The sequence below is a fragment of the Acidithiobacillus ferridurans genome, assembly GCF_003966655.1.
Lineage (GTDB): Bacteria > Pseudomonadota > Gammaproteobacteria > Acidithiobacillales > Acidithiobacillaceae > Acidithiobacillus > Acidithiobacillus ferridurans.
On sequence record NZ_AP018795.1, the window covers coordinates 1,890,506 to 1,910,808 of the forward strand.

Consider the following 20,303-nt stretch of genomic DNA (forward strand, 5'->3'; position numbering starts at 1 on the left):
ACGCGGTCAGCTCGCTTCTTCGAGCAGGACATCCAGTTTGGCGGCCTTGGGCACCACCAGCCAGACATCGCGGATAAAGTGGGTCCAGTCCTTGAGTAGCCCCGCGGCATAATCGCTGCCGGTGGCGGCCACATGGGCCTCGATATGGCGCCGCAGGAGGGCCTCGTAGCCGCGCATGGATTCGGTTTCGATCCCGTGGTAATTCACCAGCTCACCATTCACTTGATCAGGGAACTGGCGGGCCTGATCGCGGACGAAGGCGAGGCCGCCGGTCATGCCCGCCCCGAAATTCACGCCGACCGGGCCGAGGATGACGATCTGGCCCCCGGTCATGTATTCGCAGGCGTGATCTCCGGCGCCTTCGATCACGGCGATGGCTCCTGAATTGCGCACTGCAAAGCGCTCACCGGCGCGTCCCGCGGCGTAGAGGTGTCCCCCGGTGGCTCCGTACAGGCAGGTGTTGCCGACGATGGCCGAGTCCCAACTCGCATAAGTGACACCTGCCGGCGGCGCGATGATGATCGTACCGCCATTCATGGCTTTGCCCACATAATCGTTGGCATCGCCATGCAGATGCAGGGTCATCCCCTGTACGCAGAAGGCACCAAAGGATTGGCCCGCGGTGCCCTGTAAGTCGACTTGTACCGCATCTTCCCGCAACCCGGAATTCCCATAGCGGCGGGCGATCTCTCCGGCAAGGCGGGCGCCGATGGAGCGGTTCACGTTACGGATCGGGTAGTGCAGGCGGGTGGGGATTTGTTCTTCCAGCGCGGGCCGGGCGTCCTTCACCATGGTTTCCGCCAGATCACCCTTGTCGAAAGGCGGGTTGCGGTCCTGGGTCTGAATGTTGGTGCCGGCATGGTGCAGGTCGGTATTGCCCAGCAGCGGACGCAGATCCAGATGTGCCTGTTTTTCCGTCTGCGCCCCACCGATTTCCAGCATCTGGCTGGCGCCGACGAGGTCATCGAAGCGACGGATACCGAGTTGCGCCATGATTTCGCGGGCTTCCTCGGCGACGAAACGGAAGTAGTTGATGACCATTTCCGGCAGGCCGGTGAAATGTTTGCGCAGGGTCTCATCCTGGGTGGCGATGCCCGTGGCGCAGTTGTTGAGATGACAGATGCGCAGATATTTGCAGCCCAGCGCGATCATCGGCGCGGTACCAAAACCGAAGCTCTCCGCACCCAGCAGAGCGCCTTTGATCACGTCCAGCCCGGTTTTGAAGCCGCCGTCGGCCTGCAAACGCACCCGATGCCGCAAGTGGTTGCGGCGTAGGGTGACCTGGGTTTCTGCCAGCCCCAGTTCCCACGGCGAGCCGGCATATTTGACCGAACTCAGCGGACTGGCGCCGGTGCCACCGTCGTAACCGGCGATGGTGATACGGTCGGCATAGGCCTTGGCCACGCCGGCGGCGATGGTGCCGACACCAGCTTCCGAGACCAGCTTCACGGAGACGTAGGCCTGTGGATTGACCTGCTTCAGGTCAAAAATGAGCTGTGCCAGATCCTCGATGGAATAGATGTCATGGTGCGGCGGCGGGCTGATGAGGGCGACGCCTTCCTTGGCGTAGCGCAGGCGGGCAATGATGCCGCTGACCTTGTGCCCCGGCAACTGACCGCCCTCTCCAGGCTTGGCGCCCTGTGCCACCTTGATCTGCAACTCTTCGGCGTTGACCGCATACTCCGGCGTCACACCAAAACGACCTGAGGCGATCTGCTTGATCTTGCTGACTTTATTGTTGTGGTAACGGGCCGGATCCTCACCGCCTTCGCCGGAGTTGGAACGCCCGCCTATGGTATTCATGGCGATGGCCAGGGCCTCGTGGGCTTCCGGCGACAGGGCACCCAAAGACATGGCCGCCGTGTCGAAACGGCGGGTAATCGCCTCGATGGGCTCCACTTCGCTGAGTGGGATGGGCTGTGCGGCCGGGCGCAACTGCAGCAGATCGCGCAGGTTGGTGACCGGGCGATCGTTCACCAGCCCGGCAAAAACCCGGTAGTCGGCGTAGCGCCCTGAACGGACCGCCGTTTGCAGGCTCTGGACGACATCCGGGTGGTAGGCGTGATATTCACCGCCGTTGACATATTTGAGCAGACCGCCCAGTGACAGCGCCTTTCGGGGCATGTACGCATCGCGAACTTGCTGGCGGATATCGTTTTCGAGATGGCTGAACGACGCCCCGCCGATGCGGTTGACCGTCCCCTTGAAACAGCGCTCCACCACCATCTGATCCAGGCCGAGTGCCTCGAAGAGCTGGGTGCTGCGGTACGATGCCAGGGTGGAAATCCCCATTTTTGAGAGGATCTTATAGAGGCCTTTGTCGATGCCCTTGCGATAATTTTCCAGTGCCTTGAGAACCGTCACCGGCTGGCTGAAGGCGTGCCGTTCGGCCAGGCTGCGGATGATGGCATAGCTCAGGTAGGGGTAGACGGCAGTGGCGCCATAACCGATCAGGGTGGCGAACTGGTGGGAATCGCGGGCATGGGCCGTGGCTGCCACGATGTTACAGCGGGTGCGCAGGCCGGCATCGATGAGGGCATGGTGGACGGCACCTACCGCCATCAGCGCCGGGATGTAGAGCCGGTCACGCTCCAGGGCGTGATCCGAGAGCACCAGGATGACGGCCCCGTGCCGCACCGCCTCGATGACCGCCTCGCAGAGGGCCTCGATGGCCCCTCCCAGATTATTGTCCGCAGCGGAATAGCAGAGATCGAAGGTCTGGCTGCGGAAGGCGGGTTCCGTGTGGCTGGTGAGGGCGCTGAAAATGGCATCGGAGAGCACCGGGGAGTGCACCTCGATGCGCCGGGCATACTGGGGTCGCTCGGCAAACAGATTGCTTTCGCTGCCGATGACCGTGTTGAGGGACATTACCAGCGCTTCGCGCAGGGGGTCTATGGGGGGTTGGTGACCTGGGCGAACTGCTGTCGGAAATAATCGGCGATGTGCCGGGTCTGCCGCGACAGGACCGCCATGGGGGTATCGTCACCCATGGAACCGACGGCTTCCTGGGCACCTTCGGCGAGGACGCGGATCACCTGGTCTTCTTCCTCAAAGCTGACGCCAAAGGCCTTTTCACTGACCAGCAGGTCGTTCACCGGTAACGCGGGGGTGGCAGTCCGGTCGTCGCTGTCGAGATGTTCGGCATACAGATCCAGCCATTCCCGGTAGGGGTGGCTGTTCTGGATTTGCGCGTCGATGTCCGCCGACTCCAGAAATTTTCCCGTGGCCATATCCACCGCCACCAGTTGTCCCGGCCCGACTCGGCCCTGCACGACGATGTCGCGGTGATCGTAGTCGAAGACGCCCACTTCGGAGGAGATGTTGATGATCCGGTCTTTGGTGATGACATAGCGGGCCGGACGCAGACCGTTGCGATCCAGTGCGCAGGCCGCGATGCGTCCGGTGTTGAGCACCAGTCCGGCGGGGCCGTCCCAGGCCTCCATGCGCATGGAGTGATATTCGTAGAAGGCACGCAGGGCGGGTTCAATGCGCGGGACGTTATGCCAGGCGGGCGGCACCAGCAGACGGATGGCCTTGAAAAAGTCCATGCCGCCCTGCACCAGCAGTTCCAGCATGTTGTCGAGACTAAAGGAATCACTGCCGCCGCCCACCGCCGGAAGCACTTCCGCCATGGGTAACAGCTCGCATTGGAGCTGCGCCTCGCGGGCCTTGGCCCACAGACGGTTGCCCTGCACGGTATTCAACTCGCCATTGTGGGCGAGGATGCGGAAGGGCTGGCACAGCCGCCATTCCGGCCAGGTATTGGTGGAAAAACGCTGGTGGTAGGTGACGAGGGCGGAGGCGAAGCGCGGGTCGCGGAGGTCGGGGTAAAAAACCGGGAGATTTTCCGGCAATACCATGCCTTTGTAGCCGATGACCTGAGAGGAGCAGGTCACCGCAAAAAAACTGCCCTCGTCGGCAAAGCGTTTCTCTACCCGCCGCCGCATGCGGTAGAGAAGGCGCTCCCGGTTGTCCGTATCCATACCGTCGGGGAGGCCCACAAAAGCCTGCCAGATTCCCGGCAGACTCTGCAGGGCTTCTTCACCACAGGCGCCAAGGTCGGCAGGTACCTCGCGCCAACCCAGGCAGCGCAGTCCGAGATCTTCCGCTTCAGCACCCAGCGCTGTTCGAATAGTCGTTGCAACCGTTTCGTCCCGAGGCAGGAAAAACTGACCGATACCAAAGTGCGTACCGAGAGTGATGCCCTGTTCGGCAGCGATGGCGCGGAAAAAGGCCTCCGGCATCTGCAACAGCAGGCCGCAACCGTCGCCGCTTTTGCCGTCGGCGGCTATGGCGCCGCGGTGGGTGAGCCGCGCCAATGAGACGATGGCCGTCGCGACGATGGCGTGACTGGCCTGGTTGTCCATCTGGGCAATCAGCCCGAAGCCACAGGAGTCCCGTTCAAAATCGGAGGAGTATAAGCTTTGCGTCATATCGTCACCTGGTCGTCACATCACCCTGTCGCCGGACTGCAAAGCAGGGCCGGGCATTATAACGCGCTCATGGGTACCATCCAAGGGTGCGAATGGATCATTCCCGGAATAACGGGGCAGGATGGGCAAGAGAAGGTTCAGGCCTCGCCGTGCGGGTCAAACAGACGGTCATACTCGGCGATGGCAAAGCGGTCGGTCATGCCCGCCACATAGTCGGCAACGACACGCGCCCGACGCTTTGCTGCACCGTCACACTCGTTGATGCGCACCTGGTATTTCAGTGGCAGCAGCCGCGGATCTTCGAGCAGGGTATGGAACAGCTTGCGTACCAGGCGCTTGGCTTTTTCCGCCTGACGGTGCACCCGGGGGTGGCGGTACATGCGCTGAAAGAGAAAGCGTTTGAGGGTGGCGACTTCGTGGGCGATGGCCGGACTGTGGGCGGCGAGCGGCTGCGACGCGGCCCGCACTTCCGCTATGGTGGTGACGCCTTCGGCCGCGATGCGGCGCCGGGTCTCACGGACCAGATCGTGGATGAGCAGATTGATGAGGCGGCGGCCCGTCTCGTGACGCAATATGGTCGCGGAAGCGTCGGGAAAGCGTTGCTGCACCTCGGCGAAAATCGTCCCGTATAAAGTATTGGCGCAGAGTTCTTCGCGGCTCAGCAGGCCGGCGCGCAGACCGTCATCGATATCATGGTTGTTATAGGCGATCTCGTCGGCGAGATTGGTGATCTGCGCCTCCAGGCTGGGCTGGGAGCCCCGCAGAAAGCGTTCACCCACGTCGCCTAGGTCGGGGGCTTTATTTTTGGCGCAATGCTTGAGAATACCCTCGCGGGTTTCGAAGGTCAGGTTCAGGCCTGGAAAGTCGCCGTAGCGCTTTTCCAGATGGTCCACGATTCGCAGGGACTGGATGTTGTGCTCGAAACCGCCGAGGTCGGCCATGCATTCCTGCAGGGCATCCTGTCCGGCATGGCCGAAAGGGGTATGACCCAGATCGTGGGCCAGGGCGATGGCTTCGACCAGATCCTCGTTCAAGGCCAACTGGCGGGCGATGGCGCGCCCCACCTGTCCGACTTCCAGGCTGTGGGTGAGGCGAGTGCGGTAGAGATCCCCCTCGTGATTCACGAAGACCTGGGTCTTGTATTCCAGACGGCGGAACGCGCCGGAGTGAATGACCCGGTCGCGGTCGCGCTGAAAGGCGCTGCGACCGGCGGGCGGCTCCTCTGCGTGTTTGCGGCCACGGCTCTGCGCGGGGTCGGCGGCGTATGGCGCCAAGCCCCCGGGCTGTCCCGGAGAGGCCAGGTCAGGCATGCCCGGACGATTCCTGCAGTGTGGCACCGGCGGCCGCGGATTCGTCCAGCACCCGCTGCATGGTTTCGGCGAGTAGCGGCAGGCGGGCGGCGAACAGCGCGAAGGCCGCATCGGCATACTCGCGAATTTCATACTGGGCGTCCTGCTTGCGCCGTAGTTTGAAAAAATTCATCAAACTGCGGAAGTTGACCGTCCAGTAGACGTCCGAGTAGGTCGCGACCGGCATCACATTGCGCAGCAGTTCGCGGACCCGGCCACGGTAAGGGTCGCGCCCACCTTCTTTGGGAGCCAGTTCACCGCGTTCGCGCGCACCGTCAATGCGGCTGCATGCCGCGCTATATTGTTTCTCATACCAGGCGAAGAGTTGCGCCATCAGCGCTTCATATTCGTCTATGGCGGCCTCATCCAAAACCGCAAAGCCATCCACCGTGCGCGCGGCGACATCGGGCACATAGGCGACGGAGATGGGCTTGCGATAGCGCATGGAAAACTCGTTCCAACTGGAAACGCGGTGTTTGACCCACTGGCGCAGCACGAAAATCGGCGCGATGAAGCGGAAACGAAAATAGACGGTCTCGAAGGGGGTGCCATGCTGATCGCGCAGCAACTGGTAAAGCAGGGCGCGGTCGCGATCCGTAAATTCGTGCCCGTTGGCGAGGCGCTGGTTGGTGGTGCTGATGCGCGCGGTGTTGATGATGGTGGCCTCATCACCCCAGGTTTCCTCCAGTTCGATGAAACCGAAGTTGCCAATGCGGCGGGTACCGCCGGGATTGAGTGCGCTACGCCGCGCCATTTCCTCCCGCAATTCCGCGGTCGCCTTGTTGATCTCATGCATGTCCGTGCTCCATGAACGCCTGAAGGGTTTGAGTGATGGCGGCCGGGGGAACTTCTCCGGTGATGACCGCACTCCCGATGCCGCGCAGCAGGATGAAGCGCACCCGCCCCCCTCCGCTTTCTTGTCGACGCGCATGAAGCCGAAATAGTCGGCGACGGGGAGGGCCGGGGCCAGGGTGGGCAATCCGGTGGCTTCGATCAGGGCGTAGATGCGATCCTGCTCACTTTCCCGGATCAGATCCAGGCGACGCGACAGATCCGCCGCCATGACCATGCCGATGGCCACCGCCTCACCGTGCAGGTACTGGCCGTAGCCCGTCGCCGCCTCGATGGCATGACCAAAGGTGTGTCCAAGGTTGAGAATGGCCCGCAGCCCGCCTTCCAGCTCGTCGCGCGCCACGATATCCGCCTTGTCCTTGCAGGAGTGCCGGATCACTTTGGTCAGTGCGTCCGGCTCCCGGGCCAGTACGGCATCCATGTGATCTTCGAGCCAGGAGAAAAAGCCCTGATCGTTGATGAGACCATATTTGATCACTTCTGCCAGGCCCGAACGGAATTCCCGTTCGGGCAGGCTGTCCAGGGTGTCGGTGTCGGCGATCACTGCCTGCGGTTGGTAAAAAGCGCCGATCATGTTCTTGCCGAGCGGGTGGTTGACCCCGGTCTTGCCGCCAACCGAGGAGTCCACCATCGCGAGCAGGGTGGTCGGCACCTGAATGTAGGCCACCCCCCGCTGATAGACCGCCGCGGCAAAACCGGTGATGTCCCCCACGACCCCGCCGCCGAGGGCGCACAGGGTACAGTCGCGGCCGTACCCTGCGCTCAACAGGCGCCCGGCGATTTCCTGAATGTTGTCCAGGGATTTGCTCTCTTCGCCGGCGGGCAGGATGATGCTCAGCGACGGCTTGTCCAGGGCCTTGAGGGTGTTTTGCAGGGTCTCCAGATAGAGGGGCGCGACATTGCTGTCCGTGACGACCGCCACAGGACCTTTGCTCAGAGCAGGCGCAAAGAGCGCGGAGTCGGCGAGAATGCCTGTGCCGGTGTGAATAGGGTAACTGCGCTGACCCAGATCGACGCAAAGACTACGCATGGTATGTTTTCTCTTATGGACCGGTTATGCCCCATTGTTGTGGTTCTTTTGCGTTGAGGCAAGTGCGCCGCGCCATTGTGGTCGTTTGGCGCCGGTTTGACCCCTCTATCTCCGGCCGGGGGCGTGCCCTGCGCGCTGCTGGAGGTGGCGCAGTATTCGGCGCAGAACCTGATCCGAGCGCAGGCCGTCTCCCACCACCCGCCAGTGTGCAGCCTCCCGGTACAGGGTGTTGCGTTGCTCCGCCAGTGTTTTCAGACGGCAACCGAGGTCCGTATTTTGCAGCAGTGGGCGGTTGCGGTCATGGCGAATACGTCTGAGTTGCTCGTCGACGCTGATATCCAGATGAATGACCTGGCCCATCTGCCGCAGATGATGTCGATTGGCCGGGTCGAGTATGGCACCGCCGCCGGTGGCGAGTACCATCGGTTCGCTCCGGGTGGAGAGGTCGGCGATGATTTTGCGTTCCCGTTCGCGGAAGCCCGATTCCCCCTCGATCTCAAAAATAGTGGGAATATCCACCCCCGTATGATGGACGATGAGCGCGTCGCTATCCACATAAGGAAGACGCAAGCGGGCGGCCAGAAGCCGCCCGATGGTCGATTTGCCCGATCCCATGGGACCGATGAGGATGATGCTGCCGGTCATGTTCCCGGATTGCTGCCGGCGGAAGCGACGCCGAGTCCCCCTGGAGACTCGCCACCGACGACCTTGGGGGTCAGGAAGACCAGCAGTTCGGTCTTGGCCACACTGTTGATGTGGCTTTTGAAGAGCCAGCCCAGCACGGGAATATCCCGGAGCAGCGGAACGCCGGTTTCATTCCGGGTGGTCGAATCGGTGTAAATGCCGCCAATCACCACGGTCTGGCCATTATTGACCAGCAGCTTGGTTTTGACCTGTTGGGTATTGATGGGGATACCGGAAGGCATGGCCTGAGCATAGTTGGGTTGGTCGTTGCGCGCATCCACATCCAGGGTGATCTTGCCGTTGGGCGAGATGTGCGGGGTGACGTCCAGGCTCAGCACCGCTTTTTTGAAAGACACGGCCGTCGCACCACTGCTGGTGGCCTGCTGATAGGGGATTTCCTGGCCCTGTTCGATAACCGCTTTTTCGTTGTCCTGAGTGAGGACTTTGGGGCTGGAGATGATCTTGGCGCGGTTATCGGCCTGCAGAGCCTGTAGCTGCAGATTCAGGATCCGATTGCCGGCGGCGGTGCCCAGAGCAAAACCCAGCGATGCCGGATTCATGCTGGCGAGGGCGGTGCCGGCAGTGGAGGGTACCAGATTTACCAGTGCCGGGGTGGTGAAGCCGGTTCCGGTGGTAGTGGTTGTTCCAGACATCGGGTAGGCGCCGCCCTGTGTCGAGGTAACCCCCGTAGCACCGGTGCCCGATAGGTTGACGACGCCACCGCCACCGCCGCTGGTATAGGTGCCGCCCCAGTTTACGCCCAGGGACTGGGCCGCACTGGTGGTGACCTGCACGATGCGCGCTTCGATCAATACCTGGGGGACCGGGCGATCGATCTTGGCGATCAGGTGCTTGATGTTGGCGATATCCTGGGGGGTGTCCCGGACCAGCAAACTGTTGGTGCGAGTCACTACCGCCACGGAGCCGCGTGGGCCGAGCAGGGAATTACCGATGAGGCTGGAGTTGGGAATGCCCAGCGCACTGGCCAGTGCGGCATTCTGCGCCGGATTCATTTCGTTGCCGGTATCTCCGCCGCCGGGTTCCTTGTTCTGGTCGAAACCCTGCAACAGCGAGGCGATCTCTGAGGCTTTGGCATATCTGATCCGGATCAATTCCGTCTCCAGCGGTTCCAGCTTGCGCTTGCTGGCGTCGGCCTTCAGTTGTGCCTCTTCCTGGCTGGTGATCTGGTTGGCGGGTGCCACCCAGAGAATGTTGCCGATGTGTTTTACCGCCAGCCCCTGAGATTGCAGGATCACCTGGAAGGCCTGTTCCCACGGTTCATTCTTGAGGCGGATGGAAAGGCTGCCGGTCACATTGTTGGAGACGACGATGTTCTGATGGGTGAAGTCGGCGATGACCTGCAGGGCATCGCGCACGCTGATATTCTGGAAATCCATGCTCAGGCGCGCGCCGGCGTTGGCATTGTCGCCCGCCTCAGCGGCTTTGGGATGTACATCGATCAAGGTGCGCTGCCCCAGTTGATAAGCCGAATACTCGTAAGGACCATGAATGGCGAATACCAGGCGGGTACTTCGCCCCAGGGGATAGCTATCCACATACTGAACCGGGGTGCCGAACTGACTGACGCCGAAGCGGTGAGTATAGCTGGACGGAATGCCCGTGTCTTTGAGCTGGACGACGAGAGCGCCGTCCTCGCGGGTGACGTTCATCTGCGGTTGTGGACCGGAGATGGAAAGATCGAGAATGCCGCCGCCGTTTTTGCCACGCTTGAAACTCAGGCCGTTGATTTGGGTGCCTGAAGCGATGGCCGGTGCGGGAGCCGGCGGCGCCGAGTCTGCCGGTGCGGGGGCCGCGCTGCCGGTGGCGGGTACCGCCGAAGTACCCGCTGCGGAAGTCGCCGCGTTACCTTTGTCGGCGACGAGCGCGAGCCGATAACCCTCGGGGGCGGGCTCCATCATGATCGCTTGCGGAGACTTCAGCAGCAGATCAAGGCGGGCGTGATGACCGATATTCTCCGTGAGTACATTTTGCACCGCGCCGCTGCCCGCGACGGTGCCCACGGAGTTCAGGAAGTGGGCATCACTGAAATCGATGCGTACGCGGTAGCCACCGTTGAGCGTATTCACATCATAGGCGGGGCGACTGTCACTACGGATGAGAAAGGCTGTGCCATGCTGATCCTGTACCGGCGTAATGCTGCTGATGAGGCTCTCCGCCCACGCCGCACCGGAACTCAGGCAGAGGGTCGCCGCCAGAATGGCAAGGTGTGCAGGCCTTGGCAGCGGAAGCCGTGGGTGCGAACTTGCGCTGACACGGCGGGTGTGGCGGGAGGTACTGGATGCAGTGCTCATCTTTTCGCTATCCTCTGTATTCTTTGGGGTTAGGCAAGTCGTGTTCAGTGGCTGTTCTGCATCTGCAGGACAGTCTGCTCTTTTTGGAATCCACCGAAGGCGTTGGGCATGAATTGTTCGACGGTAACCGACCGCTTCGTCATGCCGTCGTCAATATGGACGATGCGACCGTCATGGGTACCGATGTAACTGCCGACCGTAGCGCGATACACCTTATGATCCGGCGTGAGGAACACGGCCCAGAGCTTGCCCTGGCTGTCGCGAACGATGCCGGTCACGCTCAGGCTGGAAAGCGCGTACTTCTCCAGGGGTTGGAGTGGTCCATGACTGGCGGGACGTGGACCCGTGCTGGCGGCGGCGGCCTCCTTGCGAAGCAGCAGTTCCGAAAAGCTCGTGAAGGGGTCGCGATTTGTCGGATTTTCATAAGCCTTCGGCTGGTAAGCAGGGGTCTTGGGCAGCGGCGTGACATGCGCGCTGATTTTCGGTCCGTTGGCCACAAAAGCCTGAAGATGACTGAGGTTGTCGCTCTCCGAGCAGCCGCCCAGCAACGCCATGCCGGTAAGCACCATCATGAACCGGAAAGAACGCTTCATGACTTGCCCCCATTCTTGTTCCGGCCACCGGCATTGTCCCGGCTATCCAGGTAACGATAGGTGGTTGCCGTGCATTGCATGACCAGTTTCTGGGAGGCCTGCGCCTTGGCGAGGCTGGTCGCACCCGCATCAGGCATCCGCGCAATGTCGATATCGTTGATGGTGACGATACGGGGCATGGCGGCCACCGCAGCGGCGAAGCGACCGATATCATTGTAGGTACCGACCACTTTGAGCTTTACCGGAATTTTCGCGTAGAAATTTTTGTTGACCTCGCTGGTCGGCTGGAAAAGTTCGAAATCCAGCCCACGGCTGCGTCCCGCCAGGGTTACGTCATCCAGCAAGGATGGGATCTGGGTGCGGTTGGGCAACTGCTGCAGAAAGTCCTGAAAACGCCGGTTCATTTCTTTGATCTGGGCTTGGTAGGCGGGCAGGGAGGCGGCCAGCAACTGTTTTTGACGCACCTGGGTCTTCAGGCTGTCCTCCTGGGTTTTTAGCTGATGGTATTGGTTGTTCTCGGGTGAGATGAACTCCAACCAGGCCACGATACCGAGTATGAGGACGATGATAACGATGGCGACGAGTTTGGTTTTGGCGGGCCAGCGGACGATGTCGTCGATTTGCAGATTGCGGAGTTCGTCAAAGGTCATGGCCGGATCTCCTTATTCTGCGCAGGCGCGCCACTTTTATCCGCGGCAGTTGGCGTGCGGATGCTCATCTGCAGCGTGAATTGCCCTACTTCTTCATTACCCAGTTTGGATTTACTGATGATGTTGAGTTCCGGCTTCGCAAAAATCCTGGAGGCCTCGATGTTGCGCATGAATGCCGCGACCTGATCGTTTGCCTGGGAATAGCCGTCGACGGTAATGCTGTCGCCTACCTGCTTGAGGTGGGTCAGAAATACGCCATCGGGTGTAACCCTGGCGAGGGTATTGAAGAGACGCACCACCATATCCCGCTGGTCCTGCAGGTCAGTGATGATGCTCTCGCGGGCGAGCAGTTGGTCGCGTTTCTTGCGCAGGTCGGCAACGGACGCGATTTTTTGATCCAGTTGGGTGGTGACGTTTTGCAGATACTGCACTTTTTGCTGTTCGGCGGAAACGCGTGCGCTGAAAATGCTGTAGATGCCGTAGTAGAAAAGCGCGGTGAGCAGCAGGATACCGACGAGAGCTAGCGCCAAAAGCTGGCTGCGCTGAACCCGCCGGGCCTCCCGATAAGGCAGCAGATTGATGCGGATCATGCAGAAATCCTCCTTAACGCCAACCCGCAGGCCACCGCCAGGGATGACCGGTCTGCATCCATGAAACGACGACTGATCTGAGGGGCCATTTCCATGCCCGCAAAAGGATCTGGCACGTGGACCGGAAAGTTCACGAGCTGGCGCAGTTGTTCGGCAAGTTGCGGAATCCGGGCTCCGACACCAAAGAGATGCACCGATCCCGCCGGAATATCCGGCATACTGGCCTGAAAGAAATCCAGAGAGCGAAATAGTTCCTGGGCCGTGCTCCGGGTAAAGGGGCCGAGCACATCACGCCCGTAGTCCGGTGGTAGACCGCCGAAGCGCTCCATGCGTTGCGCATCGTTGAGGGCGAGGTCGTAGCGGCGCTGGATTTCTTCGATCAGACGACTGAGACCGAAATGATGTTCTCGGGAGTAAACCGGGTGGCCTCCCTGAAAAGCGTAAATGGTGGTGGTGATGCTACCCATCTCCACCAGAATGACTGCGCTGCCCGGAATACTGCGCTGGGGTGGGGACAGACTGGCAAGGTGCTCATACAACAACCAGAGCGCAAAGGGCTTGACGTCGACAATTCTGGGCTTGAGGCCGGCCTCTTCCAGCACCGCCGCGCGGTCTTCGACGGCTTCTTTTTTGCACGCCACCAATAATATATGGTTATACCCTTTTCTGTCGGCGTCTGGTCCGAGCACCGCGAAATCGAAATGGACGGCATCCATGCTATAGGGAATGTACTGGCCACCATCGAAGCGGATCTGCTCCTCCATACCCACCTCATCGAGGCCTTCCGGAAGTGCTATGACCTTGACGATGGCGGCATTGGCGGGCAGAGCGGTCGCCACGGCCTTGGTGCGGATGCGGGATCGTTCCAGAATGGCGCGCAGCGCGCGCCTGACCGCCTCGGTGTCGAGGATGTCGCGATCATTGACGGCGCCTGGCGGAAGCGCTTCGGAGTCGGCGTGTTCGACGCGAATTCCCCCCCGGGACTTCGAGAGTTCCACGAGTTTTACCGCGTCCGGACTGATATCCAGGCCGAGCAAAGGAGGACTTGGTAGACGCAGCACGTTTACTCCCTTTTTATAGTCTGACGGATACTACAACCAATGTGATTTGCAAAAAGCCAACAACGCTTGTGCAAGTTGTGAGGCTTTTGCGCAACTGGTAGAGGAGATTAGCCGCATTCCCGATTCTGTCAAGGCGGGCGGCGGCGGAAATTGTTACCATGCACCCAAACACCGGCGGTGCTGCGTGGCCGCCCGGTCTTCAGTGACGTGATCTGAGGAGTTTCATGATGGTAACGGACGAAGACTCCGATTCCCGGGATGCCGCGTGGATGGCGCTGGCGCTGGACTATGCAGCGCGTGCGGCAGGGCAGGGTGAGGTGCCCGTGGGCGCCGTCCTGGTGGATGTCGGCGGGCATCTGCTCGCGGCCGCGCACAATACGCCGGTGCGGGACCACGACCCCAGCGCCCACGCGGAAATGCGCGTACTGCGCCAGGCGGCACGGTCCCGGCAAAACTATCGGTTGACCGGCACCACCCTCTACGTCACTCTGGAGCCGTGTGTGATGTGTGTGGGGGCGCTGCTGCACGCGCGGGTCGCGCGTCTCGTCTATGGCGCGCCAGACCCCAAAGCCGGTGCAGTGGAAAGTCTTTACCAACTGTTGAAAGATGACCGCTTTAATCACCGCGTCATGGCGCAGGGTGGCTTGTTGGCGGAGCCATCCGCAACTCTGCTGAGGGGTTTTTTCCAGGCGCGGCGCCGTGGCAAGCGATCCGGGATTGCAGGCATTGCCGGGGCTGAGGAGCGGGGGGAAGAGGAATGAAGCAGCACAGTAGTGTATGGCAGATGGACAATGGTGGTCGCGGACTCTACGATCTCACCCCGAAATTGCAGGAGTGGTTGGAGGAGGTGTGTGCTGGAGAGGGGTGGGTGAACCTCTTCGTCCCCCACACGTCGGCCAGTCTGTTGTTGCAGGAAAACGCTGATCCGGATGTGCAAAGGGATATCCTTGATTATTTTGCACGCATGGTCCCGGATGGTGATCCCGGCTTTCGTCATCGCAATGAAGGGCCGGATGATATGTCGGCACATCTGCGCAGCGCGCTGACCCAGAATAGTCTGATCATTCCGGTGCGGGAGGGGCGGGCGGGGCTGGGGGGCTGGCAGGGGGTTTTTCTGTTTGAACACCGGGTGCGACCAGTCAGCCGCCGGGTGCTGGTCAGCTTCCAGGGTGTTGTAAAGGAGGTGTAATGTCTGAGTTCATGAAATTATACAATGGCATGCTACGCGGCATCCGGGACTGGGCGCGCTGGGATACATTTCAGAAAACGCTGGTGGAACAGGCGGATGGCGGATGGTATGTGTATTTCGTCGGGGTGGATTTTCCGCAGGCGCCGCTGGACGCGGTGACCTTCTGCAAGGCGCTGGGTGCGATCGATATATTGTTGCATCACGACCACAAAGAAAGATATCTCGGCATCGTCTATGTGGATGATTTTGAACATCCGCAACTGGTCAAGATTTATGATCCCAACAATCTGGGTGCGTCCTGTGGCAGCAGCGGCAAAGTGGTTCCGGCCGGCTGGATACTCTCCCGGGTTTCTCCCGAGCCTTTGGGGGAGTTCGTGGTGCCCGAAGGACGCAAGCGCTGGTGGCGGGAGATTTTTCAGGACTGAGCGGGTTGGCATTGCCGCCCCGCCTTTTGCCCCCTTTTTGTCAACCAATCGCCAGGAGTACACATGGAAGCTGACCTCAAGCCCCTGGAATTCGAGGGTATCCGCCGGCTGCTCGAAAGGCTCTGCGCAACGCCTTTCGGGGCCGAAGCCGCGCGCAATATTGCCCCCGCCCCAACGCTGACGGCCGCTCGCCAGTTGCAGGCGGCCATCACCGCCGCCCGCCTGGGCCTGGAATCCGGTGAAGGCCCAGTCCTCCCGGAGCTGCCGGATGTACGGGCTGCCATCCGCCAGGTGGCCTCGCCCGGGGCGGCGCTGGCCGGCACCGCCTTTCGCAAGCTCGCACTGTTGTTGCGCGTCGGCGTGCAGTTGCGGCCTTATGTGGAAAACCGGCCGGCGCTTCTGCCTGCCGGACCCGAGCGCCTGGATGCGGCGGCGGACCTGTTGCCCCGGATGGACGCTGTACTCCTGCCCAACGGCAACGTACGCGAGGATGGTAATGAGGCGCTGCGCCGACTGCATGGTGAACTGAGGACGGAGCGCGAACAGATTCAGAAAACCCTGCAGGGGCACCTGCGGGTAGCGGGAGCGAAGATCCACTGGGCCGGTCAACGTGCTTGCGTGCATTTGCCCGATGGGGCGGCGGACAATATTCGTGGTGTGCGGCGCGGCACAGGTCCGGGCGGGCATGGTATCCTGATAGAGCCGATGGAGATGGTGGCGGGCAACAACCGGCTGGAGAAGCTCGCCGGCCATATCGAGCAGGAAAACCAGGCTATCCTCCGTGCCCTTAGTGACGCGGCACGTGACCGTCTGAGCGGCCTGCAGCACTTGGTGGAGTCACTCACCTGGCTGGATCTCGCCATCGCCGGCGCGCAACTGTCCATCCATCTCCATGGCAAAGCGGCGGAGATGGTGGATGAGCCGGTGCTGGTGCTGGAAGGGGCTTATCATCCACAACTGATCCTCGCCTATGCGGAGAAGCGTGGCCCCCAGCCCCGGCCGCTATCGGTGCATATCGATGCGGAGTGTCCGATTCTGGTGGTGACCGGACCCAATACGGGCGGCAAGAGCGTTTCGCTGAAGACGGTCGGATTGCTCACGGTGATGGCCCACTGCGGTTTGCACGTTCCGGTAAGCGGGCGCGCTGTGGTCGGAAATTTCACCCGCATTTTTGTGGATATGGGCGATCCGCAGAGCGTCGCTTTTGCGTTGTCTACTTATTCCGGCCATGTAGAAGTTCTCAAGAGACTGCTGGCGGATGCGAATGACCATACCCTTATCCTGCTCGACGAACTGGGCACTGGTACGGACCCGGAGGAGGGGGCCGCACTGGCGATGGCGGTGCTCGACGACCTGGCGGGACGCGGAGTGCGTGGAATGGTGACGACCCATCTCACACCACTCAAGGCCTTTGCCGATGGCCACTCTTGTCTGCGTAACGCCTCCATGCGCTTTGATCAGGAGCGCCTGGAGCCCACCTATGATCTGCAGATCGGCGTGCCGGGGTCTTCCATGGGGCTGGCCATCGCGGCTCGGCGCGGGCTACCTGAGGCGTTGGTCAGCAAGGCACGCGCTTATCTGGAGTCTCTGCACCACCGGTAAAACAAAGCACTGACGACGGGCTATGATGCCATAACTGGCAAGCCGAGGGTGTAAAGGCTTTTTTATTTGACCTCACCGCAAAAAATGTCTAGCTTTTGCTGACACTTTGTTCCCAGAGGAGTATGACGATGACGTCCCCGACGACCACGCAGGAACGCCCCGGTCCCGGACAGCAGACAGAAGAGCTGACGGGAGCGGAGATTGTGGTCCGTGCCTTGCGTGACGAAGGCGTGGAATATGTTTTCGGCTATCCGGGCGGCGCCGTGCTGTATATCTATGACAAACTGGCCCAGGAAGATGCCGTCAAGCATGTTCTGGTGCGCCACGAGCAGGCGGCGGTACATGCGGCGGATGCGTATTCCCGGGTGACCGGCAAGGTTGGCGTGGTGCTGGTCACCAGCGGCCCGGGTGCCACCAATGCGGTTACCGGCATTGCCACGGCGTATATGGATTCCGTGCCCCTGGTGGTGATCACCGGGCAGGTGCCCGTTGCGCTCATCGGTAATGACGCCTTCCAGGAAGTGGATACGGTGGGTATCACGCGGCCCTGCACCAAGCATAATTTTTTGGTGAAGGACGTTCGTGATCTGGCGAGCACCCTGAAGACCGCGTTTTATCTGGCGGCGACGGGACGACCTGGGCCAGTGCTGGTGGACATCCCCAAAGATGTCACCAGCCATAAGGCCGCCTATCACTATCCCGAAAAAATCACTCTGCGTTCCTACAAACCGACGGTGAAAGGTCACTCGGGGCAGGTGCGTAAGGCGTTGCAGACCATTACCAGCGCGCAGCGGCCGATGTTCTATACCGGCGGTGGCATTATCCTTGGTAACGCCTCTGAGGCGCTTCGCAAGCTGGTCCGTACCCTGGGCGCACCCATTACCCATACCCTCATGGGGTTGGGCGCTTATCCGGCGTCAGATCGCCAGTTCCTCGGGATGCTGGGCATGCATGGCACCTATGAGGCCAACATGGCGGTGCAGCATTGCGATGTGCTGGTGGCCCTGGGTGCGCGTTTTGATGACCGTGTCACGGGTAACCTCGCCAAATTCGCGCCGCACGCACGGATTGTACATGTGGATGTCGACCCTTCCTCCATCTCCAAGAATGTACGGGTGGATGTGCCCGTCGTCGGCGATTTGCAGCAGGTGCTGCTGGAGATGAATCATATGCTGGAGGAGAACGATCAACGCAACGACCCCCAAGCCATGCAGGCCTGGTGGGCACAGATCGAGGAGTGGAGGGGGCGTGACTGTCTGCACTATAACCAGGATGATCGCGTCATCAAACCGCAGTTTGTGGTGCAGAAACTCTTTGAACTGACGGAAGGTAACGCCATCATCACCTCGGATGTGGGGCAGCACCAGATGTGGGCGGCACAGTTTTATGGTTTTGACCGGCCACGGCGCTGGGTCAACAGTGGCGGGCTGGGCACCATGGGCTTCGGGCTTCCGGCGGCCATGGGCGCACAGGTTGCCGAGCCGGATTCGACGGTGGTCTGCATTACGGGTGACGGCAGTATCCAGATGAATATTCAGGAGTTGTCCACCTGTCTACAACATCGTTTGCCCGTCAAGGTGGCGTGTCTCAACAATCATTATCTGGGGATGGTGCGCCAGTGGCAGGAGTTCTTCTATGAGAACCGTTATGCGATGAGTTATGTGGATGCCTTACCGGATTTCGTCAAGTTGGCCGAAGCCTATGGGCACGTCGGTCTGCGCGCCCACACGCCTGCCGATGTGGAACCGGTGATCCGCGAGGCACTGCGTCTGAAAGACCGGATGGTGTTCATGGACTTCCAGGTGGACCCGACCGAGAACGTCTACCCCATGGTGCCTGCGGGTGCAGCCCTCTCCGAAATGATTCTGGTATAACCATGCGCCATATCATTTCCATTTTACTGGAAAACGAGGCGGGGGCCCTGTCGCGGGTGGCGGGGCTGTTCTCGGCGCGTGGCTATAACATCGAGGCGATGACGGTCGCGCCGACCCATGACCCGAGTATCTCGCGGATGACCGTGGCTACCCGCGGCTCCGACGAGATCATGGAACAGGTCCTCAAGCAGTTGAACAAGCTGGTGGAAGTGGTCCGCGTCCATGACCTGACCGAAGGACCGCATATCGAGCGTGAGTTGATGCTCGTCAAGGTCCATGCCATGGGGCCGGATCGCGAGGAAGTCAAAAGGCTGTCGGATATTTTCCGGGGGCGCATCATCGACGTGACGGATTGTTCCTATACCATGGAGCTGACTGGTACCGGCGAGAAGCTGGACGCCTTTATTCAGTCTCTTGATCCCGGCATGGTCATCGAGGTGGTGCGCAGCGGGGCCAGTGCCATCAGTCGCGGTGCCAAGGCCATATAGGATCGGAACAAATCCGTTTATCATCCCTTAACCGATATTTAAGAGGCTCAACATGAAGGTTTTTTACGATAACGATGCCGATCTCGCCCTGATCCAGAAGAAAAAAGTGGCTATCATCGGCTATGGTTCCCAGGGCCATGCCCATGCGTTGAATCTCAAGGATTCCGGCGTGAGCGTAGTGGTCGGCCTGCGCAAGGACTCTTCCTCCTGGGAGAAGGCCAGCAAGGCGGGGCTGGAAGTCAAGGAAGTGGCTGCAGCCGTGGCCGCAGCCGATGTGGTGATGATCCTGACCCCCGATGAAGGCCAGGGCGCACTGTACCGCGATGAGATCGCACCGAATATCCGGCAGGGCGCGGCACTGGTATTCGCCCACGGCTTCAACATCCATTTTGGCCAGATTCATCCTCGTGCCGATCTGGACTGCTTCCTGGTGGCGCCCAAGGGTCCGGGGCATCTGGTGCGTTCCACCTACACCCAGGGCGGCGGTGTACCCAGTCTGATCGCGGTGCATCAGGATGCCAGCGGCAATGCCACCAATATCGCCCTGTCTTACGCCAAGGCCAACGGCGGCACCCGTGCCGGCGTGATCGAGACCAGTTTCCGGGAAGAGACCGAAACTGACCTCTTTGGCGAACAGGCGGTGCTTTGCGGTGGTGCCACGGCGCTGGTGCAGGCGGGTTTTGAAACGCTGGTGGAAGCCGGCTATGCGCCGGAAATGGCCTACTTCGAGTGTATGCATGAGTTGAAACTGATTGTCGACCTCATGTACGAAGGCGGCATCAGCAACATGCGCTACTCCATTTCCAACACCGCCGAATACGGCGACCTGACCCGCGGCCCGCGCGTCGTCAATGCGGATACCAAGGCGGAAATGAAGAAGATTCTCACAGAAATTCAGAATGGCCAGTTCGCCAGGGAATTTATCCTGGAGAATCAGTCTGGTAGGCCGACCATGCAGGCCATGCGCCGGATAGGTGCCGAGCATCCCATCGAGGTGGTGGGCAGCAAGTTGCGTTCCATGATGACCTGGATTGGTCAGAGCCGGATCGTGGACCGCTCGCGTAACTGAGTTCGCAACCAGGATCGGCGGCGATCTGCACGGGGTGAAATAGCTGTGGGCAAAAACGCAATTTGCCTGTGGTGATTCCGCCCTTTTATCGTTGCCCGGCTC

The 20,303-nt window shown here is 60.8% G+C and carries 15 protein-coding genes and 2 pseudogenes; 7 read left to right on the forward strand and 10 right to left on the reverse strand.

Annotated elements, in window-relative coordinates; translation table 11 throughout:
- Positions 1-9: 9 nt before the first annotated feature.
- The 10 genes and pseudogenes from AFERRID_RS16215 to pilM all read right to left on the reverse strand — a co-directional run.
- Positions 10-4,433: pseudogene (locus AFERRID_RS16215) on the reverse strand (glutamate synthase central domain-containing protein); the annotation flags it as partial.
- A gap of 137 nt (positions 4,434-4,570) precedes the next feature.
- Positions 4,571-5,743: a deoxyguanosinetriphosphate triphosphohydrolase gene (locus tag AFERRID_RS09800; protein ID WP_113527043.1), complete on the reverse strand. Its 1,173-nt coding sequence runs from the start codon at positions 5,741-5,743 to the stop codon at positions 4,571-4,573.
- A complete protein-coding gene (gene thyX, locus AFERRID_RS09805) occupies positions 5,736-6,578 on the reverse strand; it encodes an FAD-dependent thymidylate synthase (protein WP_113527042.1) in 843 nt (280 codons plus the stop codon). Before thyX ends, AFERRID_RS09800 begins: the two co-directional genes overlap by 8 nt.
- A pseudogene (gene aroB / locus AFERRID_RS09810) lies at positions 6,571-7,664 on the reverse strand (3-dehydroquinate synthase). The gene thyX and the pseudogene aroB overlap by 8 nt, the downstream one beginning before the upstream one ends.
- Positions 7,665-7,769: 105 nt before the next feature.
- Positions 7,770-8,309 (reverse strand): shikimate kinase, encoded by a 540-nt coding sequence (locus AFERRID_RS09815; RefSeq protein WP_113527040.1) that lies wholly within the window; start codon positions 8,307-8,309, stop codon positions 7,770-7,772.
- Complete coding sequence (locus AFERRID_RS09820; protein WP_126605106.1) at positions 8,306-10,660, reverse strand: type IV pilus secretin PilQ; 2,355 nt, start codon at positions 10,658-10,660, stop codon at positions 8,306-8,308. Before AFERRID_RS09820 ends, AFERRID_RS09815 begins: the two co-directional genes overlap by 4 nt.
- Positions 10,661-10,704: 44 nt before the next feature.
- Positions 10,705-11,253, reverse strand: a complete 549-nt coding sequence (locus AFERRID_RS09825; protein ID WP_126605108.1) for a pilus assembly protein PilP — start codon at positions 11,251-11,253, stop codon at positions 10,705-10,707.
- The gene (locus AFERRID_RS09830; RefSeq protein ID WP_113527037.1) at positions 11,250-11,903 is read right to left on the reverse strand and encodes a type IV pilus inner membrane component PilO; all 654 of its coding nucleotides are present in this window, start codon (positions 11,901-11,903) and stop codon (positions 11,250-11,252) included. The genes AFERRID_RS09825 and AFERRID_RS09830 overlap by 4 nt, the downstream gene beginning before the upstream one ends.
- Entirely contained in the window at positions 11,900-12,493 is a 594-nt protein-coding gene (locus tag AFERRID_RS09835; RefSeq protein ID WP_113527036.1) for a PilN domain-containing protein, read from the reverse strand. Before AFERRID_RS09835 ends, AFERRID_RS09830 begins: the two co-directional genes overlap by 4 nt.
- Positions 12,490-13,554: a type IV pilus assembly protein PilM gene (gene pilM / locus AFERRID_RS09840; protein ID WP_113527035.1), complete on the reverse strand. Its 1,065-nt coding sequence runs from the start codon at positions 13,552-13,554 to the stop codon at positions 12,490-12,492. The genes AFERRID_RS09835 and pilM overlap by 4 nt, the downstream gene beginning before the upstream one ends.
- Positions 13,555-13,778: 224 nt before the next feature.
- Between pilM and tadA the strand changes: the two genes are divergently transcribed.
- The 7 genes from tadA (at position 13,779) to ilvC (ending at position 20,201) form a co-directional block, all read left to right on the forward strand.
- Positions 13,779-14,315 carry a tRNA adenosine(34) deaminase TadA gene (gene tadA, locus AFERRID_RS09845; RefSeq protein ID WP_226832954.1) on the forward strand — a complete coding sequence of 179 codons (537 nt, stop codon included), beginning with the start codon at positions 13,779-13,781 and terminating at the stop codon, positions 14,313-14,315.
- Positions 14,312-14,743 carry a secondary thiamine-phosphate synthase enzyme YjbQ gene (locus AFERRID_RS09850; RefSeq protein ID WP_126605110.1) on the forward strand — a complete coding sequence of 144 codons (432 nt, stop codon included), beginning with the start codon at positions 14,312-14,314 and terminating at the stop codon, positions 14,741-14,743. The genes tadA and AFERRID_RS09850 overlap by 4 nt, the downstream gene beginning before the upstream one ends.
- Positions 14,743-15,168, forward strand: coding sequence for a hypothetical protein (locus AFERRID_RS09855; protein WP_126605111.1), 426 nt, complete (start codon positions 14,743-14,745; stop codon positions 15,166-15,168). Before AFERRID_RS09850 ends, AFERRID_RS09855 begins: the two co-directional genes overlap by 1 nt.
- A 63-nt stretch (positions 15,169-15,231) precedes the next feature.
- Entirely contained in the window at positions 15,232-16,770 is a 1,539-nt protein-coding gene (locus AFERRID_RS09860; protein ID WP_113527031.1) for an endonuclease MutS2, read from the forward strand.
- 128 nt (positions 16,771-16,898) lie between these two features.
- On the forward strand, positions 16,899-18,644 hold the full coding sequence (gene ilvB, locus AFERRID_RS09865) for a biosynthetic-type acetolactate synthase large subunit (RefSeq protein WP_113527030.1): 1,746 nt from the start codon (positions 16,899-16,901) through the stop codon (positions 18,642-18,644).
- A gap of 2 nt (positions 18,645-18,646) precedes the next feature.
- The gene (ilvN, locus tag AFERRID_RS09870) at positions 18,647-19,132 is read left to right on the forward strand and encodes an acetolactate synthase small subunit (RefSeq protein WP_126605113.1); all 486 of its coding nucleotides are present in this window, start codon (positions 18,647-18,649) and stop codon (positions 19,130-19,132) included.
- 52 nt (positions 19,133-19,184) lie between these two features.
- Positions 19,185-20,201: a ketol-acid reductoisomerase gene (ilvC, locus tag AFERRID_RS09875; protein WP_113527029.1), complete on the forward strand. Its 1,017-nt coding sequence runs from the start codon at positions 19,185-19,187 to the stop codon at positions 20,199-20,201.
- Positions 20,202-20,303: the final 102 nt, after the last annotated feature.

Excerpts from the sequence above, each read along its gene's own strand:
- AFERRID_RS09860 (WP_113527031.1), top strand. The coding sequence starts at position 15,232 with ATGGAAGCTGACCTCAAGCCCCTGGAATTCGAGGGTATCCGCCGGCTG.
- AFERRID_RS09830 (WP_113527037.1), bottom strand. The coding sequence starts at position 11,903 with ATGACCTTTGACGAACTCCGCAATCTGCAAATCGACGACATCGTCCGC.
- AFERRID_RS09850 (WP_126605110.1), top strand. The coding sequence starts at position 14,312 with ATGAAGCAGCACAGTAGTGTATGGCAGATGGACAATGGTGGTCGCGGA.
- tadA (WP_226832954.1), top strand. The coding sequence starts at position 13,779 with ATGATGGTAACGGACGAAGACTCCGATTCCCGGGATGCCGCGTGGATG.
- ilvC (WP_113527029.1), top strand. The coding sequence starts at position 19,185 with ATGAAGGTTTTTTACGATAACGATGCCGATCTCGCCCTGATCCAGAAG.
- AFERRID_RS09815 (WP_113527040.1), bottom strand. The coding sequence starts at position 8,309 with ATGACCGGCAGCATCATCCTCATCGGTCCCATGGGATCGGGCAAATCG.
- AFERRID_RS09800 (WP_113527043.1), bottom strand. The coding sequence starts at position 5,743 with ATGCCTGACCTGGCCTCTCCGGGACAGCCCGGGGGCTTGGCGCCATAC.
- ilvN (WP_126605113.1), top strand. The coding sequence starts at position 18,647 with ATGCGCCATATCATTTCCATTTTACTGGAAAACGAGGCGGGGGCCCTG.
- ilvB (WP_113527030.1), top strand. The coding sequence starts at position 16,899 with ATGACGTCCCCGACGACCACGCAGGAACGCCCCGGTCCCGGACAGCAG.
- AFERRID_RS09825 (WP_126605108.1), bottom strand. The coding sequence starts at position 11,253 with ATGAAGCGTTCTTTCCGGTTCATGATGGTGCTTACCGGCATGGCGTTG.
- thyX (WP_113527042.1), bottom strand. The coding sequence starts at position 6,578 with ATGCATGAGATCAACAAGGCGACCGCGGAATTGCGGGAGGAAATGGCG.
- AFERRID_RS09855 (WP_126605111.1), top strand. The coding sequence starts at position 14,743 with ATGTCTGAGTTCATGAAATTATACAATGGCATGCTACGCGGCATCCGG.
- AFERRID_RS09835 (WP_113527036.1), bottom strand. The coding sequence starts at position 12,493 with ATGATCCGCATCAATCTGCTGCCTTATCGGGAGGCCCGGCGGGTTCAG.
- AFERRID_RS09820 (WP_126605106.1), bottom strand. The coding sequence starts at position 10,660 with ATGAGCACTGCATCCAGTACCTCCCGCCACACCCGCCGTGTCAGCGCA.